The sequence below is a fragment of the Streptomyces sp. 3214.6 genome (assembly GCF_900129855.1).
GTDB classification, from domain to species: domain Bacteria; phylum Actinomycetota; class Actinomycetes; order Streptomycetales; family Streptomycetaceae; genus Streptomyces; species Streptomyces soliscabiei.
Genome location: NZ_LT670819.1, coordinates 7,004,149 through 7,023,264 on the forward strand (window position 1 = coordinate 7,004,149; position 19,116 = coordinate 7,023,264).

Consider the following 19,116-nt stretch of genomic DNA (forward strand, 5'->3'; position numbering starts at 1 on the left):
GCCCTGCGTTGCTGTGTTGACGTCAGTTGTAGGGGGTGACGAGCTTCATGGGTTCGTAGGGATAGGTGCTGGTGGGAGCGGTCCAGCCGGCGAGGCCGCCCTTGAAGGTCGAGTCCGCGGCAGACCAGTTCCAGGTCCAGGTCTGGATGCTGGAGTCCTGCTTGCGCAGGGCGGCCAGATCGTCGTATCCGTCACCGTTGAAGTCGCCGGTGGCGAGCTGCGTCGCGTTGATGTCCCAGCTCTTCTTTCCGTCAAGGGTGACCTTGGCCGAGCCGAACTGGTTGCCCTTGAGGGACTCGGCGAACATGGTGGAGACCTTGTCGCTGCCGTCGGCGTAGTCGTACCAGATCATGATGTCGTCGCGGCCGTCGCCGCTGAAGTCACCCGCGTGCGGGGTGGCCTGGTCCCAGTCGAGGGAAGACGTGTACCACCAGGACGTCGGCTTCTCGAAGCCTCCCGTGACGTTGGCGAGGAAGGTGTACGTGCGGATCGTGTCGTCGTCCTGGCCGTAGAAGACGGCGATGTCGTCGCGGCCGTCCGCGTTGAAGTCGCCGGTGGTGAACTTGCAGCGGCTGCGCAGCCAGGTGCCGGAGGGTGCCGACCAGGACTCGAAGTGGTTGTTGAAACCGCCGCGGACGTTGGCCGTGAGGGTGAACAGCTTGGTGGTGCCGTCGGGATAGGCGTACCAGATCGCGACGTCGTCCCGGCCGTCGCCGTTGAAGTCACCGGCCTCCGGGGTCATGTAGGTGGCGTGCATGACGTTCTTCCCGACGTTCCAGGAGGAGAACGGTGCGGCGAAGCCGCCGTTGGCCTGCCCGAGGAACGTCAGCATCTTGATGCTGGTGTCGCTCTGCGGGTGCAGGGCCGCGATGTCGCCGCGCCCGTCGCCGTTGAAGTCGCCGGTCACGAACTTCATGTACCTGGCCTCGTACAGGCCGGCCGCGGCGGCGTAGGACTTCAGCGGTTCCTTGAAGGTGCCGTCGGAGTTGGCCAGCAGGCTGTAGGCGGCGTCGGTGCCGGCGTCGAAGTCGTTCCACCAGGCCAGGTCGCTGCGGCCGTCGCCGTTGTAGTCGTGACGCACCCCCGAGCCGTTGGACCACAGGGCCTGGCTCTTGGCGTTGTAGACGACCAGGTTGCCCTTGTCCTGGAGCAGGACGTAGCCCTCGCCGGTGAGGTTGGGGGTGTTCATGGCGGTCAGCCCCGTACTCCAGAGCGGGTTCTTACCGTCGGAGCTGTAGACAGCGAGGTTTCCGTCCGCCTCGACGCGGGCGGTGGCGTTCGGGTTGCCCGAGGTCTTGGACGACCAGATGACGGTCCCCGCCTTGGACGTGACCGTGAGGTTGCCGTCGCTCTTCATGGTGAGGGTGGCGGAGTTGGACGTGACGGACTGCCCGGAGGTGAGCTGGGTGCCGGCCGCGATGCGGGCGCCGCCGGTGATGCCGTCGATGTTGAACGCGGTGCTGAGGCCCGTGAGCTGACCGTTGGTGGCCTTGCCGGGCCAGCCGGTCATCGTGTTGTCGGCCTTACGGGTCCAGAGGTCGAGGACGCCGTCACCGGTGAGGTCACCGGAGGTGCCGAGGGTGGGGTAGTCGGCTTTTTTGAAGCCGGTGGCGATTTGGGTGAGTGAGGCTCCCCAGGAGGCGAGGTTGAGCTTGCCGGTGTCGGGATTCTTCGTTCCGTAGGAGCGGAAGACCTTGCCGGTGGCGTCCTCGCGGAGGATCAGATCGGGGACGGCGTCGGCATTCAGGTCACCGGGGGCGACCACGGTGTACTTGCTCCAGTCGGCTCCGCCGGCGAGGGGTGGGTGGAGTTCCACCTGGTCGAGGCGCCCGTTGCGGCTGCCGTAGTAAACCCAGAGGTTTCCGCTCTGCCTGACCAGGATGTCGGGGCGGCCGTCGCCGTTGAGATCACCGCCAGCGGTGACCTGCTCGGCGTTATACCAGTGATCGTCGCTGCCTGAGATCACCTTCAGCTTCTGCGGTAGCTTCCGGTCGATGCTTCCCTGGCCGTTGTTGGGGTAGACGCGCAGCGTGTTCCTCTGGTCGCTCTCCTCGTACTCAAGGGAGACGAGGTCGTTGTAGCCGTCTTGACCCCAGTCGCCGGAGAGACCGACCTGTCGGCCGGGGAAGGTGCCGCCCGCGTTGGTGGCGGCGTAGAAGTGGCCGCCCTCCTGGCCGGCGTGGGTGAGGAGAGTGCCGTTCGCGTCGGTGCTCCAGATGTCCTTGAACTTGTCTCCGTTCAGGTCACCGGGCTCGTCGCGGTCCGTGGCGCGCGTGGCGTAGTACAGGTAGACGGCGGTGTCGGAGCGGTTGCCGGCCGAGTCCACACTGTATGCGTACACCAGGTGCGGACCGTAGGAAGGAACCGTGAACTGCGCCCAGGCGGCGTCCGGCGGTACGTCCTCGAGATCAGGCTTGGTGTCCGTCCACCAGAAGTAGGCCTTCACGTCCGTCACGCCGTTGGGGGCGAGCTGGAAGCGTGCGGTGGCACGGGCCGGACCGGTCAGCTCCGGCCAGCCCTGGTCTCCTGAGGGGTACTTGTTGTCCTGGGAGGTGATGACGGGCGGTTTGCTGGGACGGACGCGGTCGATAGTGAACGTGCAGGTCTTGCTGTACGGCGACAACGCGCCGTCCGAGTCCTTGGCCCGGACCTTCCAGGTGTACGTCCCGCTCGGGGTCTTGTCCGCAGGCAGTACGACCGTGGGGACGCGTCCGCGCACCGCCGGGACGCTGCTTTGGTAGACAGGGGTGGTTGAACCGGCCGCGAAGAGCTGGAACTCGGCGGTCAGGTTTCCGGGGTCGGGGTCGTCGACTTTCGCGTGCAGGCTGACCGACGTGTTGCCGATGGTGCCGCCCGCGGCGCAACTGGTACTCGGGTAGGTGCCCAGTTCGGTCGGGGTCTTGGGCGGGTTGTTGTAGACGATCTCCAGGACTGCGGTCTTGGGGTCGAACTTCTTCCAGCCGAAGGTGTCGGCCTCGTTGGCGGCGTACATGCCCAGGGTGACGTTGGCGGCGTCGTTGGCAGCTGCCTTGCGGACGACGCTGGTGGCGTTGAACTCCAGGTTGCCGGCCGGGCAGTCACTGCTCCAGCCCTTGGCGGCGTTGACGGTGTCCAGCGGCGCCGAGCCGACCTTGCCGGGCTGGTTCTTCCACGTGGTCTTGTCGGAGATGCCACCGACCTCGAACAACTGGACCTCGCGGGCCTGGCAGGACCAGGACCAGGTGTTGCGGATCCGGAAGGTCGCGGACTTGACCTGCGCCCCTTGAGCGGCGCTGGTGTCCATCTGGAAGAAGGAGCGCGATATGCGGTCGCGGCCGCCGGTCTCGGCCTCGTAGCCGACGCGTACCACCTCCTTGGCATCCCAGAACGACGTGTTGGGGTAGGCCTGGTAGACCCTCGTCCAGTGGGTACGGACGTTGCTGGACCAGGTGGGGTCGATGTAGACGGGGTAAGTGGTCCCGGCACCGGTCAGCAGCCCCTGCTCCGGGGTGATCGTCAGTGTGTCGCCGCTCACGGCCGTAGCCATGGCCGCGTCCTTGGTCCCGGCTCCGGGGTCGAAGGCGGCCTGGGTGGTGGACGCGGTCGCGCTGAATGAGGAGATCAGCTGCTTGGCCTGGGCGGTGGTGGGCCGGCTTGAGTCCCACATCATCGGGGTGGGGCTGGTGAACACCGTCTGACCCGCCGGGTCGGTCGCCTCCAGGGCCCCGGTCTCGCTGTCCTTGGACACTCCGAGGCCCACCGTGCCGATAATGAACTGGAGTTGGGCCAGCTCCGGGTTCTTCGCGGCCTCGGCGTTCTTGACCACCAGCAGCTGGGAGAACCCCTCGACCTCCGCCTTCAGCTGCAGGTCGACGCCGGGTAGGACCTCCGCATAGGTGGCGACGTTCCCTGACAGCGTGGGCTTGGGCAACGCCTTGGGCCAGGTCAGCGACAGTGTGCGGCCGTCACGGTTCCCGGTGAGCATGGGACCGGTGCCACCGCCCGAGAACCGGACCGAGACCGCGGCAGCCTTGGGCACCACGGAACCGTCGGAGGCGAACACCAGAGTTGGGTCGGTCCCGACCCATGCCCCGTTCCGCCATACCCGCACGGCACTGCCGTACTGCTGCACCGACACCGAACCGTCCGGCTTGGCCCACGTGTCACTCGGCCTGCGCATCGGCGAGGGCCTTGTCCTCCTCGGTCATCGAACCGTCGGCGACCGGGTCGGACGCTGCGGTAAGCGCCTTGGAGGTCAGCGCCGGTGCAGCTGCGGACGAATTGGCAGGCAGTATCGCCACCAGAATACCGGCGGTCAGGATTCCGGCCGGCAAGCGGAATCTACGCCTTCGGAAAAGTGCCCCACCCTCGTGTTCTCTGGACACGACTTCAATCCCCAATCCCTGCGCCCTGATTTCGCGCAACTCTATCGGCGGCGCGTGCGGGTATTTCACACGGCTGCACGGTCCGGCAGCAACAGGAAAACATGGAGAACGTGCGTATTCGATGTGAAGGTGGGCAAACCGCTGCCATGGCCAAAACCTGCTTCAGTGGCCTGAACTGCAACTTTACCGATTCATAGAAAACTCACATCTAGCTCAAATGTGACGTCAGGTGGTCGTGATTTCTAGTTGTTTCGGTGCACATCAAGGCGGGAAACCTATTTCGCGCGGCCGATCTTCCTGTTACCTTCTGGGGGCTTTGTTTACCTTCACGAGGGGTGGGGCGTGAGCCGGTACGGCGCGCGTAGATGGGGCGGCCTTATTTCTGCTGCCCTCATACTGGGAATGCTTCCTGCGAACAGCGTGGCAGTGACATCGTCCGGTAAGGGAGCCAGCGTTCCCGAGCCGAAGCAGCCGCCGACCGTGGCGGTGAAGCCGATGGCTGTCGGCGGCACGGACCATCGGCCTGACGACGTGCGCCCCTGGAAGACGCCGAAGGTCGCCTGGCCCGAACCTGGCTCGGCCACAGTGCAGTTGAACTCCGTGGCCGCCAAGTCCGGTGCGAAAAAGGCGGGTTCGCTTCCTCTCGCCCTGACGGCTCCTCTCGTCAAGCAGCGGACTGCTGCCACGACACCCACCAAGGCGACCGTCACGCTCACCGACCAGAAGACCGCCCGCAGGGCCGGCGTTGACGGCCTGCTGTTCTCCTTGGCCCGCGCGGACGGCAACACTGCCGCGGGCACCGCCTCGGTGCAGGTGGACTACAACTCCTTCAGGGGCGCCTACGGCGGCGACTGGGCGTCCCGCCTGCGCCTGGTGCAGCTGCCCGCCTGCGCGCTGACCACCCCGGACAAGCCTGCCTGTCGCGTCGGCAAGCCCCTGCCCACGACGAACAACACCAAGACCGGCACTTTGACCGCGAACGCCACGCTGCCCGCGGCCTCGAGAACGTCCACGAGTACGTCTACGGCCACCAAGTCGGCGGGCCTGTCCGCGGCGACGGTGTTGGCGGCCACCGCCAAGGCGTCAGGCGCCAGCGGTGACTACAAGGCGACCTCCTTGCAGGCCTCCGGCTCCTGGACGGCGGGCGGTTCGACCGGCGGTTTCTCCTGGTCGTACCCGATCGACACACCGGCCGTACCGGGCGGCCTGAAGCCCAACGTGTCGCTGGGCTACGACTCCAAGGCCGTCGACGGCCGCACCTCGGCCTCCAACAACCAGCCCTCCTGGATCGGCGACGGCTGGGACTGGCAGCCCGGCTATGTCGAGCGCCGCTACAAGTCATGCGAGGACGACAAGGCCAAGGCCGGCGCCACCAACACCACGAAGGTCGGCGACCAGTGCTGGTACAACGACAACGCCGTCATGTCCCTGGGCGGCAAGACCATCGACCTCGTCAACGACAAGGACGAAGGCTGGCACGCGGTCTCGGACGACGGTGAGAAGATCGAGAAGCTCACCGGCGCCGCGAACGGCGACGACGGCACGGACGGCGTCGACGGCAAGGGCGAGTACTGGAAGGTCACCACGGCCGACGGCACCCAGTACTTCTTCGGCCGCAACAAGCTCCCGGGCTGGAGCGACAACGGCACCGCCGCCGACGACCCGGTGACCAACTCGACCTGGACGGCGCCGGTCTTCGGCAACCACTCGGGCGAGCCCTGCTACAACGCCTCCTTCGCCTCCGCCTGGTGCCAGCAGGCCTGGCGTTGGCAGCTGGACTACGTCGTCGACCCGCGTGGCAACGCGATGGCCTACTACTGGTCCAAGGAGTCCAACAACTACGGCCGCAACGTCTCCGAGACCACCGGCAAGGCCACCGTCACCCCCTACGTGCGCGGCGGCTGGCTGGAGCGCATCGACTACGGCCTGCGCGACGACAAGGTGTACTCGGGCAAGGCCGCGGGGCAGGTCCAGTTCGGCGTGACCTCCCGTTGCCTGACGAACTGCACCTTCGACGACGCCAACGCCGCCAACTGGCCGGACGTCCCCTACGACCGGTACTGCAAGGACGGCTCCACCGAGTGCAAGGACAAGTACTCCCCGACGTTCTGGTCCCAGAAGCGCCTGACCTCCATCACCACCAAGATCCTGACCGGCGGCGCCTACAAGGACGTCGACACCTGGACTCTCGACCAGAACTTCCCGGCCTCCGGTGATGGCATCTCCACCCCGATGTGGCTGAAGTCGATCCAGCACACGGGTAAGTCCGGGGCTGCGGTAGCCCTGCCCGCGGTCACGTTCGAGGGCGTGCAGAAGCCGAACCGGGTCGACAAGCTCTACGACAGCCTGGCCCCGTTCGTCCGGCTGCGCATGTCGAAGATCCGCACCGAGACCGGCGGCGCCATCGGCGTCGACTACCTCGCCCCCGACTGCACCGCCACCACCCTGCCGCCGGGCGACGGAACCAACACCACCCGTTGCTACCAGGTCAAGTGGCCTTTCGAGGGTGAGGACGCCAAGAAGGACTGGTTCATCACTTACCCGGTCAAGCGCGTCATCGAGGACGACAACCTCGTCGAGTCTCCCGACACCGTCACCGAGTACACGTACCTCGGCGGCGCCAAGTGGGCCAAGAGCACTGACGAGTTCACCAAGGCCAAGGACCGCACCTACTCCGTCTCCCGCGGTTACGAGCGCGTGCAGACCCGCAAGGGCGCCGGCGCGGACGCCAGAACCCTGACCGAGAGCCGCTACTTCCGGGGCATCGACGGCGTCGAGGTGAAGGACTCGACGGGCGTCGCCGTCACCGACCGGGAACAGTTCGCCGGGGCGGTCCGCGAGAACGCGACGTACAACGGCGACGGAGGCGCGCTGGTCTCGGCCACCTCCTACACGCCGTGGCGTTCGGCCGTGGTCGCCACCCGGAGCCGAGGCGAGGCGGACCTGCCGGCCTTGGAGGCCTACCACACAGGCACCGCGGCGGAAGAGACCCGCACCACTGTCACCGGCGGCACCCGCACCACGAAGACCACCCGTGGCTTCGACGACTACGGCATGGTCACCCAGGTCTCCGAACACGGCGACACCGACAAGACCGGAAGCGCCACCACGGTCGGTGACGAGAAGTGCACCACCACGACGTACCTTCGCAACACCACGGCCTGGATCCTCAACACCGTGTCCCGCGCCGAGACCGTCGCCGCTCTCTGCAACTCCACGGTCAACCGCCCCGAGGACGTCATCGACGACGTCCGCACCTCCTACGACGGCGCTGCCTTCGGGGTCGCCCCCACCAAGGGCTTGGTCACCAAGACCGAGCGGATCAACGGCGCCGGCACGGGTTACGAGACCACCAGCTCCGTCCCCAGCACCTGCGGCACGGCCAAGAACCAGCTCTGCTACGACCAGTACGGCCGGGGATTGGCAGCGGCGGACGCGTACGGCCAGGTCACGTCCACGGTGTACACCCCCGCCACAGGCGAGAACCCGACCGCCACGACGGTGACGAACCCGCGCGGCCACACCGCCAAGACCGTGCTGGATCCGCTCCGCGGCCAGCCGACCGACGCCACCGACGCCAACGGCCTGGTCACGTCCACCGCCTACGACGGCCTCGGCCGGACCACGAAGGTATGGCTGCCGACCCGCTCAGCAGCCCAGTTCCCCAACGCGCCCAACTACTCCTACGCCTACCAGATCCGCACCGACGGCCCGGCCGTCGTGACCGCCAAACACCTCGACCACAACTCGAGGTACCAGACCGGCTACGCCTTCTACGACGGCCTTCTGCGAGACCGTCAGACGCAGGCGGTCTCCCCGGACCTGGCCGGACGCCTGGTGACGGAGACGTTCTACAACACGCGCGGTGAGGCCTGGCGCACCTCGGGCACCTTCTTCGCTACGGGCGCGCCGGAGGCCGTCCTGGTGACCGGCCAGGACACCAAGTACCCGTCGTCCACCGAGACCGTCTTCGACGGCGCGGGCCGGCCCACGACCGTGATCGCCAAGAAGTTCGGGGACGAGACCAAGCGCACCGTCACCAGCTACACGGGCGACACCACGACGGTGATCCCGCCCAGGGGCGGCGTCGCGACGACCACGGTGGTGGACGCGCTGGGCCGCACGGCGGAGGTCAAGCAGTACACGAACGCCGACCGCACGGCTTCGCAGTCCATGCGCTACCGCTACGACAAGCTCGGTCGCCTCGACCAGATCACAGACGCCTCCGGCGCCAAGTGGACATACGCCTACGACGTCCGCGGCCGTAAGACCGACGTCACCGACCCGGACACGGGCAAGACACACACCGCGTACGACCAGGGCGACCGGGTCACCGACGTCACCGACGCCCGGGGCATCACGCTTCACACCGACTACGACGCGCTGGGCCGCCGGACCGCGGTCAAGAAGGACACGGCCACGCTCTCGGCCTGGACCTACGACACCGTCTTCAAGGGACAGCCCGCCTCGGCCACCCGCTACATCGACGGCAAGGCCTACGTCACCGAGACCACCGGCTACAACGCCTACAACCAGCCGACCGGAACCAAGGTGACGATCCCGTCCGGCCTCGGCGTGCCCGCCGGCAGCTACGAGTGGTCCTACTTCTATGAGGAGCACACCGGTCTGCTCACCGACGCAGAACAGCCCGCACTCGGCGGTCTGCCTGCCGAAGTCGTCACTACCAGCTACGACGGCGGCGGCCTGCTGTGGACCATGTACGCGGAGAACGACCCACTGATCTCGGACACCAAGTACGACCACTACGGCCGTAACACGGTCTTTGAGTACGGCGAGTTCGGCCAGCACATGAGGACCACGAGCGTCTACGACGATCACACCGGCAAGCTGACCGACGCCTACACCGACCGGGACAAGGCCCCCCAGCGGATCGAGGACAACCACTACACGTACGACCCGGCCGGGAACATCACGCAGATCGCGACCAACTACGGTCAGGACGCGGCCCGCACCACGGACACCCAGTGCTTCGCCCTGGACGGGCTCGCTCGGATCACCGAGGCGTGGACGAACACGGGCAGCACGTGCGCCGCCGCGCCCTCCGACGCGGTGGTCGGAGGCCAGGATCCGTACTGGACGACGTACGCCTACGACGCGCTCGGCAACCGTAAGACGGAAACCCAGCACAAGACGGCGGGCGGGCCTGCCGCCGACACGGTCCGCGCGTATGCCGCGCCGGAGGCGGGCACGCACAACCTGCCGGGCGTCACCCAGACCGGCACCGACCCGCACACGGAGACGTACACCTACACGGCGGGCAACACCCAGACCCGCACGTTCAAGCAGGGCAGCACGACCACTCTCGGCCAGGACCTGGACTGGGACGACGAGGGCCACCTCAAGTCCGTGACCGGCAACGGCCAGACCACCAGCTACACCTACGACGTCGACGGGCAGCGTCTGACCCGCACCGACTCGGCGGGCACGACGCTCTACCTCCCCGGCGGCAACGAGCTCCAGGTCGACAAGGCCGGCAAGGCCACGGGCACCCGCTACTACAGCACCGGCACCCAGACGGTCGCCATGCGCACCGGCGGCAAGCTGACCTTCTTGCTCGCCGACCACCACGGCACGACCACGACCCAGGTCACCGCGGACGCCGCCCAGGCTGTCACCCGCCGCAAGACAGGCATCTTCGGCACCCCGCGCGGCGCCCAGGTCGGCCCGTGGGCCGGCGACAAGGGCTTCATCGGCGGCACGAAGGACGCCGACACAGGCCTGACCCACCTCGGCGCCCGCGAATACGACCCCGCGATCGGCCGCTTCATCAGCGTCGACCCCATCCTCGACCTGAACGACCCCCAATCCGTCAACGGCTACAGCTACTCCGGCAACAACCCGGTCTCTTACAGCGACCCGACCGGCACCATCAAGATGAACTCCGACGGGACGCAGTGCAGTGGCGGCTGGAAGAAGTGCGGGACGGGGGGCAGCAGCCTTAGCGGCTCGGGGTCGGACGGTGGCGGCGGCAGCGACGATGGTGGCGGTGGCGGTGGCGGTGGCGGTGGCGGGAGGCCCATGTGCGGTGTTGTTCCCCTCGCTCCGTGCGGGCCATCTCCCGGACCCACCGTCGGTCCTGAACCAACGTACCTTCCGTATGTCCCGCTGGCGCTTCCTGAGTACCAGAAGGCCCGGACGTGTGCCGCAGTCCCCGTGTTGCTCAGCTGCAATCCTGAGGATGCTGTTCTAGGGGGCGGTGACCGGAGTTACCTCGAGACTGGTCTTCTCTGGGCCAACGGTTCGCTGCCCTACACCACAACCTACGGGGAGGACAGCAAGATCGCTCAGCAGACGATGATGAGCGACCTCACTGCCGCACGGCGAAAGCAGATTATCGAGAGGTGGCACAGGGGTGAAACTGAGGGTGATCTGGAACCCTATTCCATAGGCAAAATGTCCAAAGTGGAGCGGTTTGTGCAGTTCTTGCAAGACCAGGCAGAGATAGTCACGTCTGGCACTCAAGCATCGACTGCAGTATTGGGATCTCATACTGCAAAATTTAAGATATTGAGAGCTAATTCCACCGGTATCCAAGCCCGAATCACGATCGAAAATGACATGACGATCTCGTCCTTTTCGCACATTGTGACAGGGTACGGTAATCCTGTAGACCGCTGGATGCAGCGGACGTGGGACGCTGACGGTGCAATCGGATTGAGCGGCCGGGGCCATCTGCATAACATGAAGATCGTTTTCAGGGTAGTCATCGGAAGCGGGGTGATGGGGGAGTGATTGTAGGCGCGACCATCGAAGGTCAGGCGGCTCCGCGCTGATTATCGAGGGCGGTGGCCGGATGCGGGTCGGATGGGGTCTCTCTTCGAGGCGTATCATTCGACCCGTAGGGTTCTATTAAGTATTTGGAGAGAATGATGCCTGGTCGAGGTGGCGGCAAAAAGCGCGCTGTCACGGGTGCGTGGACAGCGGCTTTGATGCTCGCCTCTTCCTTGTTTGGGGTCGCGTGTGCGGGGACGTATGATACTGGAGGATTTCCCGAAGCTTCATTTGTGCAGGAGAGTCTGCTTGTTCGGGAGTGGAAAGCTGGTGATTCCAGCATAGGATTAGAAGCTGCGGGAAAGTTCTCTAGTGCATCTCTTCGATTGGAGTACTTTAGCTGCTCTTCGAATGGTGTACGGGAGAAAAGTGGAAGTGGGACTTGGGAGTCTAGTGCAGGCGAGCAAAGAACCGAGGTGTTCTTGAAATTTGATGACGGGTGCTCGGCTACTCTGTGGGCAGGGAAATCTGGTGATCGTACAGTGCTGTGGGGGCAGCTCGGCGATAGCGGGATCGTTATTCTGCGCTGACGTTCGGTGGTCTTCGAGTTGCCAACGTTTTCCGGGGATAGTCGATTCGACGATGTGCGGTCCATCAGTCTGTTCTCTGCTTGCGCCAGTGGAATCCCGAGCTGCCCGACACTGGCAGCGACGTCTCTGCAGCCCTCGGGAACGTGGAGCTCGGGAGGCTCGACCGGTGCCTTCTGGACTAGGGGTATCCTGACAATCCACACCAACTATGAAGCCTGTGGGTCATGAAGTTCCTTCGGAGGAACCCTCCGCGCCCCACATTTCCTAACGGAGCATTCTGGACCGTTTATTCTCGGCTGGTCGACGAGGGGCTTATCGATCACCGTGAGTCTCGAGGGGTTTCGGGGGACGTGTTGGAGGAGATCTCACGCGCCCAAGGCGTCCGCTTGGACTCGGAATATGCAGATTTCCTTGGATGTATGGGTGCCGGTTCGGGGCGCACGCTGTCCTCTGAGGTAATTTTCTATCCCGCTACCCTCGGAATGCGGTCGAGTGCGGAATCCATGTGTGCGGAGTTCGGCATAGCGTGCGACCTGACGGATGCCCTAATGGTGGCCTCGCATCAAGGCTACATCTATTACTACGTGAGCCTGAGCGAAGACGGGGCTGTCTATTGCGTCACTGAGGACTCCACCTCGCCGATCCGCGTGGCAGACTCCTTCAGTGAATTCCTATACGAGTACGTGAAATCGGGAACGACCTCGGTCAGTAATTCGGGAGGGCGGCTAGGGTGAGGTCTGAGTATAAGCGCCTCGGAGGCTGTCTGATGGCCCTGTTGATTGCTGCATCGACTGGGGCGTGTGGGGCTAGGCAAACCGCTTCAGAGGTAAATGGATCTTCTGGGCCAGAATGTCTGGTTCGGAAGGAAACGGCACAAATTGTAAACAGATTTGACGAGTTTGGGAGAATTGCATCCGCGTCCTGGTGTGGGGTTGTCCTTAACTCGGGAAAGTCGCGGCTTCCGGCCCCTTCTGACGTTCGCCTGGTCGGAATTTTGACGCCGCAAGAAGCTGATGTCGTTCGCGCAATTTCCAGCGATCCCGCATTTGACTTCCGGAACGCATCACTCCCGAGCCTCCCGGTCAAAATCAAGCAACTACTGCCTCCGGGCGCAAAGTGGATCGCGAGTGACAACTTTAATTCGAAGGTAACCCAAGGTGAGTATGTGGGATCATTCTATTTCGATTCGGCGGCATCTCGTATCCTTTTTGATTGCCTGAGTCCTCCCGTGAAGAGTGATGGAAATTAGGGTGTTTATATCTGCCATCCATTTGGGATTCTGTCCTTACGCCCTGGGGTCTTCGTTGACTTGAAGCACGACGTCTTCCCGCCCTTGGATGCCGACGACGCGCCCCCACTTGCCGACCCTCGCGCCGAGGTTGCACGGGCTGCGCCCGCGCTGCGGGCGCAACTTGGCTGTGGTCGGGCAGAGTCGTGAGCAAGCACCTGGCGCAAGTGGACGCAGGGCGTTCCGGGTGGGTGGGTCGACCTCCGTGCTCGTTCGTTTTAGTAGCGGTTGTTCCGGCACTCTGTGTGCTGGCGAGTCCGACGGTAAAGCGGTCCTTTGGAGTGCGGGCAAGGATGGGCCAGAAGGTCTCGTCCTTGAGTGACGAATCAGGCTGAGCCTTCGCACTCGAACCACACCGTCTTTCCACCCCCGGGTGCCGGCGTCACGCCCCACTTGTCGACCAGCGCGTCCAGGAGGAACAGGCCGCGCCCGCCTTCCGAGTCCGGCTGCAACTCCGTTGGAATGGGGAGGAGTTGGCCGTAGGCGTCCGTTACCTCGACCCTGACTCCCGTCGGCTGCCTCAGCAAGAGCAGTGTGCAGCGGCGGTCCGGGACGTGGCGGACCACGTTGGCGATCAGTTCCGTTACCGCCAGTTCGACCGTGTCTGTCAGGGGCTCCAGGTTCCAGTCCGTCAGGAATCTGCGGGCGATTCGGCGGATGTGGCGGGCTGAGTGGGCGCCGGCTGTGAGGGTCATGCGGTACTGGGTGGGGGTGGGGGAGGCGTACGTGGAGGGGAAGTTTCCGTTCACGGTACGAGGGTGACCTGGTCCAACTACTCTGGGCTACAGTCTGAATGCAACGCGTGCTTGCGTGAGAGGGGACTCCTCGTGACCCACATCAACGTCCTCGACCCCGGTGCTTCGCCGCTCGACTACTACGGCTTCGAGCTGCGTCGGTTGCGGGAGGCGGCTGGACTTACGCAGCGGCAGCTCGGGGACATCCTCAACTACACCGGGTCGCTGGTTGGGCAAGTTGAGACCGCCCGGAAGGTTCCCACCCCTGAGTTCAGTGAGCGGGTGGATGCCGCCCTCGGCACCGGTGGGTTGTTCTCGCGGCTCGTCGAGCTTGTGCTGCGATCTCAACTTCCGGCGTGGTTCCAGCAGGTGGCTGAGCTGCAAGCAAGGGCTGTCGAAATCTGCTCGTTCGAAACGCACATGATCCTCGGTCTCCTCCAGACCGCCGCGTATGCCCGTGCGGTGCTCGGCGCTCTGGATCGGCGCAACCTCGACGACCGCACCGCGGTGAGGATGGCCCGCCAGCGCATCTTCGAGAAGAAGGAGCCGCCTGTCTTTTGGGCAGTTCTCAGCGAGGCCGCACTTCATCAGGAGATCGGCGGCCGGGATGTCATGCGAGGCCAACTGACGCACCTGTTGACCTTCGAGGACGACCCCCGGGTCAACATCCAGATCCTGCCGTTCACATCTGGAGCGCACGCGGGACTACAAGGCTCGTTCGACATCTACCGCTTCGTCGGCGACCCGACCATCGTCTACACAGAGGGCTACGGCAGCGGGCATCCCACCGCCAACCCGGACACCGTAAAAGACTGCTCGCTCCGTTACGATCATCTTCGGGCCGCTGCCCTCTCCCTCAGGGACTCGGCGGAGCTGATCCGGCGTGTAATGGAGGAACGTTATGGAGAACAACTGGCGTAAGTCCAGCTACAGCGGCGACCAGGGCGGCAACTGCGTCGAGATCGCCGAGACGCTCACCGCCACCATCGCCATCCGCGACTCCAAGAACCCGGCGGGCCCGATCCTCACGCTCAAGCCCGCCGCGTTCTCGACCTTCCTGTCCTGGACGGCGGAGGCTGCTACAGCCGCTGGATGATCGTGCCCGTTGCCAGTGCGCCGCCCGCGCACATGGTGATCAGGGCGAACTCCTTGTCCGTGCGCTCCAGTTCGTGAAGGGCCGTCGTGATCAGGCGGGCGCCCGTCGCTCCGACCGGGTGGCCCAGGGCGATTGCGCCGCCGTTCACGTTGACCTTGTCCAAGGTCTGGTCGAAGACCTTCGCCCAGCTCAACACCACTGACGCGAACGCCTCGTTGATCTCGACGACGTCGATGTCCTTCAACGTCATCCCCGCCTTGCCCAGGACCGCACGCGTCGCGTCGATCGGGCCGTCCAGGTGGAAGTGCGGGTTCGCGCCCACCAGGGCCTGGGCCACGATCCTCGCCCTCGGCTTCAGCTTCAGGGCCCTTGCCATCCTTTTCGACGACCACATGATCGCCGCCGCGCCATCGCTGATCTGGGACGAGTTGCCGGCCGTGTGCATTGCCGTCGGCATGACCGGCTTCAGGCGTGCCAGGGCCTCCGGTGAGGTGTCGCGTAGGCCCTCGTCCCGGTCGACCAGGCGCCACATGCCCTGGCCTGCCGACTGTTCGTCCTCCGTCGTCGGGACCTGGACGGCGAAGGTCTCGCGTTTGAAGCGTTCCTCCGACCAGGCCACCGCCGCTCGTTCCTGGGAGAGCAGGCCGAGTCCGTCCACTTCCTCCCTCGTCAGGCCGCGGTTGCGCGCTATGCGTTCCGCCGCCTCGAACTGGTTGGGGAGGTCGACGTTCCATTCCTCCGGGAACGGTTTCCCGGGGCCGTGCTTCGAGCCCGAGCCGAGCGGGACACGGCTCATCGCCTCGACGCCGCAGCTGATGCCGACGTCTATGACGCCCGCCGCGATCATGTTCGCCGTCATGTGGCTGGCCTGTTGCGAGGAGCCGCACTGGCAGTCGACCGTCGTGGCCGCCGTTTCGTACGGGAGGCCCATCGTCAGCCAGGCGGTGCGGGCGGGGTTCATGGACTGTTCGCCGGCATGGGTCACCGTGCCGCCGACTATTTGCTCGACCGCGTCGGCGGGGATACCGGTGCGGCCGAGGAGTTCGCGGTAGGTCTCGCCCAGGAGGTAGGCGGGGTGCAGGTTGGCCAGCGCGCCGCCGCGCTTGCCGATGGGGGTGCGGACTGCTTCCACGATCACGGGTTCGGCGGCCATGGGTGCGGATCCCTTCGGAACTAGTACGTGTTCTAGTTCTCTGCTGTGTGCAGTCTGCTGACGTGATGTGCGTCACCGCAAGGGTCTTGCAGGCTCAAGGCTCCTGAACTACCTTCTCGGCAATCTATTTCTGATGAACCGTCAGATTGCATCGCCAGATGGCTGGAGCCGCCGATGCCCTGTCCAGCGATTCCCGACGGGTTCGACTTCACCGATCCCGACCTGCTGCAACACCATGTGCCGCTCCCGGAGTTCGCCGAGCTGCGGCTCGCCGAACCGGTCCGCTGGATCCCTCAGACGGGCAACGTCGCCGGGTTCCAGGACGAGGGGTACTGGGCGGTGACCCGGCACGCCGACGTGCGGTACGTCTCCACCCACCCCGAGATCTTCTCCTCCTACCTCAACACCGCGATCATCCGGTTCAACGAGCACATCCAGCGCGACTCGATCGACGCCCAGCGGCTGATCATGCTGAACATGGATCCGCCCGAGCACACCCGGGTGCGGCAGATCGTGCAGCGCGGGTTCACGCCGCGGGCCATCCGTGGGCTGGAGGAGCGGCTGCGCAACCGCGCCACCGCCATCGTCGAGAGTGCCCGTGCGCAGGGCGGTTCCTTCGACTTCGTCACGTCCGTCGCCTCGGAGCTGCCCCTCCAGGCCATCGCCGAGCTCATCGGCATACCCCAGGACGATCGCGCCAAGATCTTCGACTGGTCCAACAAGATGATCGCGTACGACGATCCCGAGTACGCCATCACCGCCGAGGTCGGCCAGCAGTCCGCCGCCGAGATCCTCGCGTACGCCATGAACGTGGCCGCCGAGCGGAAGCAGTGCCCTGCTCACGACATCGTCTCGACGCTCGTCGCCGCCGAGGACGAGGGCAACCTCAGCTCCGACGAGTTCGGTTTCTTCGTGCTCATGCTCGCCGTCGCCGGGAACGAGACCACCCGGAACGCCACCACCCACGGCATGCACGCCTTCCTGACCCACCCCGAGCAGTGGGAGCTCTACAAGGCGCAGCGGCCCGGCACCGCCGCCGAGGAGATCGTGCGGTGGGCCACGCCCGTCGTCGCCTTCCAGCGGACCGCCACCCAGGACACCGAGCTCGGCGGGAAGCGGATCAGGAAGGGGGACCGGGTCGGGATCTTCTACGCCTCCGCGAACCGCGACCCCGAGGTGTTCGAGAATCCCGACTCCTTCGACGTCACCCGGGATCCGAACCCCCACCTCGGGTTCGGCGGGGGCGGTCCCCACTTCTGCCTCGGCAAGTCGCTCGCCGTGCTGGAGATCAACCTCATCTTCAACGCCATCGCCGACGCCATGCCCGACCTACGGCTCGTGGGCGATCCGCGTCGGCTGCGGTCCGCATGGATCAACGGGGTGAAGGAGTTGAGAGTCAGCGCGGCGTGAGTGACGGTGCGCCGACGCACGCTCCTTGCGGATACGCGGACGCGGACGCTGACGCGGTCGAAACGCCGAAAGCGGCGGCCCCGGGGATCGGGGGCCGCCGCCTTCGTCGCGCGGAACGCGCGTTCTTGGGGGGTGTGGCTCGGGGTGTGGCTCAGTACCAGCCGTTCGCCTGCCAGAAGGACCAGGCGGCGAGGGGGCTGCCGTAGCGCGAGTTCATGTAGTCCAGGCCCCACTTGATCTGGGTCTTGGCGTTGGTCTTCCAGTCGGAACCGGCCGAGGCCATCTTGTTGCCGGGGAGGGCCTGGACGAGGCCGTAGGCGCCGGAGGAGGCGTTGGTGGCGTTGACGTCCCAGCCGCTCTCGTGCTTCACGATGTTGGAGAAGGCGTTGTACTGAGCCGTGTTCGGGATCATCTTGTGCGCGATCGCCTGGGCCTGGGAGGCGGAGCTCACGGATGACGTCGCGGCGTGGGCGGGGGCCGCGGCCAGTGCCATGCCGGCGGTGGCGGCGGCCACGGCGACGGTGGTGAGGGCCTTCTTCGGGCTGGCGATGCGACGGATGACGGAGACGGACACGGAGAACCTTTTTCTTCGGGGACAGAGTCGGTCGCTGCATGCCGGAGTCACGCGGTGCGTGGCCGCACCGCGTGGTGTGCGGTGGGTGGCTGCATGCGTCGGCGCCGGGCCCGGGGGCTTGTCGGCGCCGTGCGACGTCATCCAGAGAAGCAGGATCGGGAGCCGCCCGCAAAGACCCCTTTTGCTAGTTGTCGTCGTATTCGGGAGGGTCGTCGGTTGTGTGAGCTGGCTCTCAATGCGCAGGTCAGAGGCTATGATGGCGTGGACATGGCGTCCGAATTGCCCGACTAGGGCAGGTAGTAGGTGATGTGGGTCATGTGGGGTGCTTCACCGGGCAACGGTCTTCTGGGGCCCTTTCCCCGTCCCCTCGGGGGCCTCGAATGTGACCGCGGCCTCGAAGGCCGCCCGGCGGGTCGCTCTGCGGAGCGCCTTGAGCGCTGTCGGGCCGAGGGTGAGCGTCAGGACGACCGTGACGAGCGCCCTGCCCAGGTCCCAGCCCAGCGAGGTCGCCACGCAGTACGCGACGAAGCGGGCCAGGTTCGACGGGACCGACCCGTCCGGGTCGAAGGCGACGCCCGAGGCCAGCGCACCCATGAAGGGCCACCCGGCCAGGTTCATCACCGTGCCGTAGGCGAAGGTGGCCAGGAAGCCGTAGAGGGACAGCAGGGCCAGCTCCATACGGCCCCGTAGGCCGCGTACGCGATCCGCGCCCGGCAGCAGGCCCGCGTCCGGCAGCACGCCCGCGTCCGGCAGCAGGCCCGCGCCCATCGTGAACCAGCCCATCGCCAGCATCTGGAACGGCATCCACGGGCCCACCCCGCCCGTGAGCAGCGCGGACGCGAACATCGTCAATCTACCGGCAGGTAGGGAACGGCCTGAGGGGTGGCTGTGGACAGGGTGGACAGGGACGGGCGGAGGTGGACGGAGGTAGGTTCATGTTCATGCCAGTAACGGGGAGACTGCTCGGCTCGGGGCGTACGGCCGACGTGTACGAGATCGACGAGGCGTGGGTGCTGCGCCGGGACCGGGACGGGTGGGGCGACGCCGCCGCCGAGGGCGCGGTGATGGCGCACGTACGGGAGTACGGCTACCCCGCGCCCGCCGTACGACCCCCGTCCGACGGCTCGCGCACCGACCTGGTGGGGGTCCGAGGGGTCCAAGGGTTCCATGCGGCC

General features: G+C 65.7%; 10 protein-coding genes and 2 pseudogenes. 6 read left to right on the forward strand and 6 right to left on the reverse strand.

The window, feature by feature from the left end; all coding sequences use genetic code 11:
- Positions 1-22: 22 nt before the first annotated feature.
- Together B5557_RS31680 and B5557_RS43965 are read right to left on the reverse strand one after the other, a co-directional pair.
- The gene (locus B5557_RS31680) at positions 23-4,159 is read right to left on the reverse strand and encodes an FG-GAP-like repeat-containing protein (protein ID WP_079662653.1); all 4,137 of its coding nucleotides are present in this window, start codon (positions 4,157-4,159) and stop codon (positions 23-25) included.
- Entirely contained in the window at positions 4,143-4,433 is a 291-nt protein-coding gene (locus B5557_RS43965; protein ID WP_143688260.1) for a hypothetical protein, read from the reverse strand. Before B5557_RS43965 ends, B5557_RS31680 begins: the two co-directional genes overlap by 17 nt.
- Before the next feature lie 357 nt (positions 4,434-4,790).
- On the opposite strand from B5557_RS43965, the gene B5557_RS31685 reads away from it, so the two are divergent.
- Both B5557_RS31685 and B5557_RS46365 read left to right on the forward strand, forming a co-directional pair.
- The gene (locus B5557_RS31685; protein ID WP_231976098.1) at positions 4,791-11,117 is read left to right on the forward strand and encodes an RHS repeat domain-containing protein; all 6,327 of its coding nucleotides are present in this window, start codon (positions 4,791-4,793) and stop codon (positions 11,115-11,117) included.
- 793 nt (positions 11,118-11,910) lie between these two features.
- Positions 11,911-12,420, forward strand: a complete 510-nt coding sequence (locus B5557_RS46365; RefSeq protein ID WP_079662655.1) for an SMI1/KNR4 family protein — start codon at positions 11,911-11,913, stop codon at positions 12,418-12,420.
- 880 nt (positions 12,421-13,300) lie between these two features.
- On the opposite strand, the gene B5557_RS31695 is transcribed toward B5557_RS46365, so the two are convergent.
- Positions 13,301-13,723 carry an ATP-binding protein gene (locus tag B5557_RS31695; RefSeq protein ID WP_443031290.1) on the reverse strand — a complete coding sequence of 141 codons (423 nt, stop codon included), beginning with the start codon at positions 13,721-13,723 and terminating at the stop codon, positions 13,301-13,303.
- A gap of 78 nt (positions 13,724-13,801) precedes the next feature.
- On the opposite strand from B5557_RS31695, the gene B5557_RS31700 reads away from it, so the two are divergent.
- The gene (locus B5557_RS31700) at positions 13,802-14,629 is read left to right on the forward strand and encodes a helix-turn-helix domain-containing protein (RefSeq protein WP_079662656.1); all 828 of its coding nucleotides are present in this window, start codon (positions 13,802-13,804) and stop codon (positions 14,627-14,629) included.
- Complete coding sequence (locus B5557_RS31705; protein WP_079662657.1) at positions 14,610-14,804, forward strand: DUF397 domain-containing protein; 195 nt, start codon at positions 14,610-14,612, stop codon at positions 14,802-14,804. Before B5557_RS31700 ends, B5557_RS31705 begins: the two co-directional genes overlap by 20 nt.
- On the opposite strand, the gene B5557_RS31710 is transcribed toward B5557_RS31705, so the two are convergent.
- Positions 14,788-15,957, reverse strand: coding sequence for a steroid 3-ketoacyl-CoA thiolase (locus B5557_RS31710; protein ID WP_079662658.1), 1,170 nt, complete (start codon positions 15,955-15,957; stop codon positions 14,788-14,790). The two genes, B5557_RS31705 and B5557_RS31710, sit on opposite strands and share 17 nt — an antisense overlap.
- A gap of 174 nt (positions 15,958-16,131) precedes the next feature.
- Between B5557_RS31710 and B5557_RS31715 the strand changes: the two genes are divergently transcribed.
- On the forward strand, positions 16,132-17,367 hold the full coding sequence (locus B5557_RS31715) for a cytochrome P450 (RefSeq protein ID WP_079662659.1): 1,236 nt from the start codon (positions 16,132-16,134) through the stop codon (positions 17,365-17,367).
- A 151-nt stretch (positions 17,368-17,518) separates the two neighbouring features.
- Here the strand turns inward: B5557_RS31715 and B5557_RS31720 are convergent, their stop codons facing one another.
- Both B5557_RS31720 and B5557_RS31725 read right to left on the reverse strand, forming a co-directional pair.
- Positions 17,519-17,941: a transglycosylase SLT domain-containing protein gene (locus B5557_RS31720; RefSeq protein WP_079662660.1), complete on the reverse strand. Its 423-nt coding sequence runs from the start codon at positions 17,939-17,941 to the stop codon at positions 17,519-17,521.
- 327 nt (positions 17,942-18,268) lie between these two features.
- Positions 18,269-18,799: pseudogene (locus B5557_RS31725) on the reverse strand (ECF transporter S component); the annotation flags it as partial.
- A gap of 83 nt (positions 18,800-18,882) precedes the next feature.
- Between B5557_RS31725 and B5557_RS45435 the strand changes: the two are divergent.
- A pseudogene (locus tag B5557_RS45435) lies at positions 18,883-19,083 on the forward strand (phosphotransferase); the annotation flags it as partial.
- Positions 19,084-19,116: the final 33 nt, after the last annotated feature.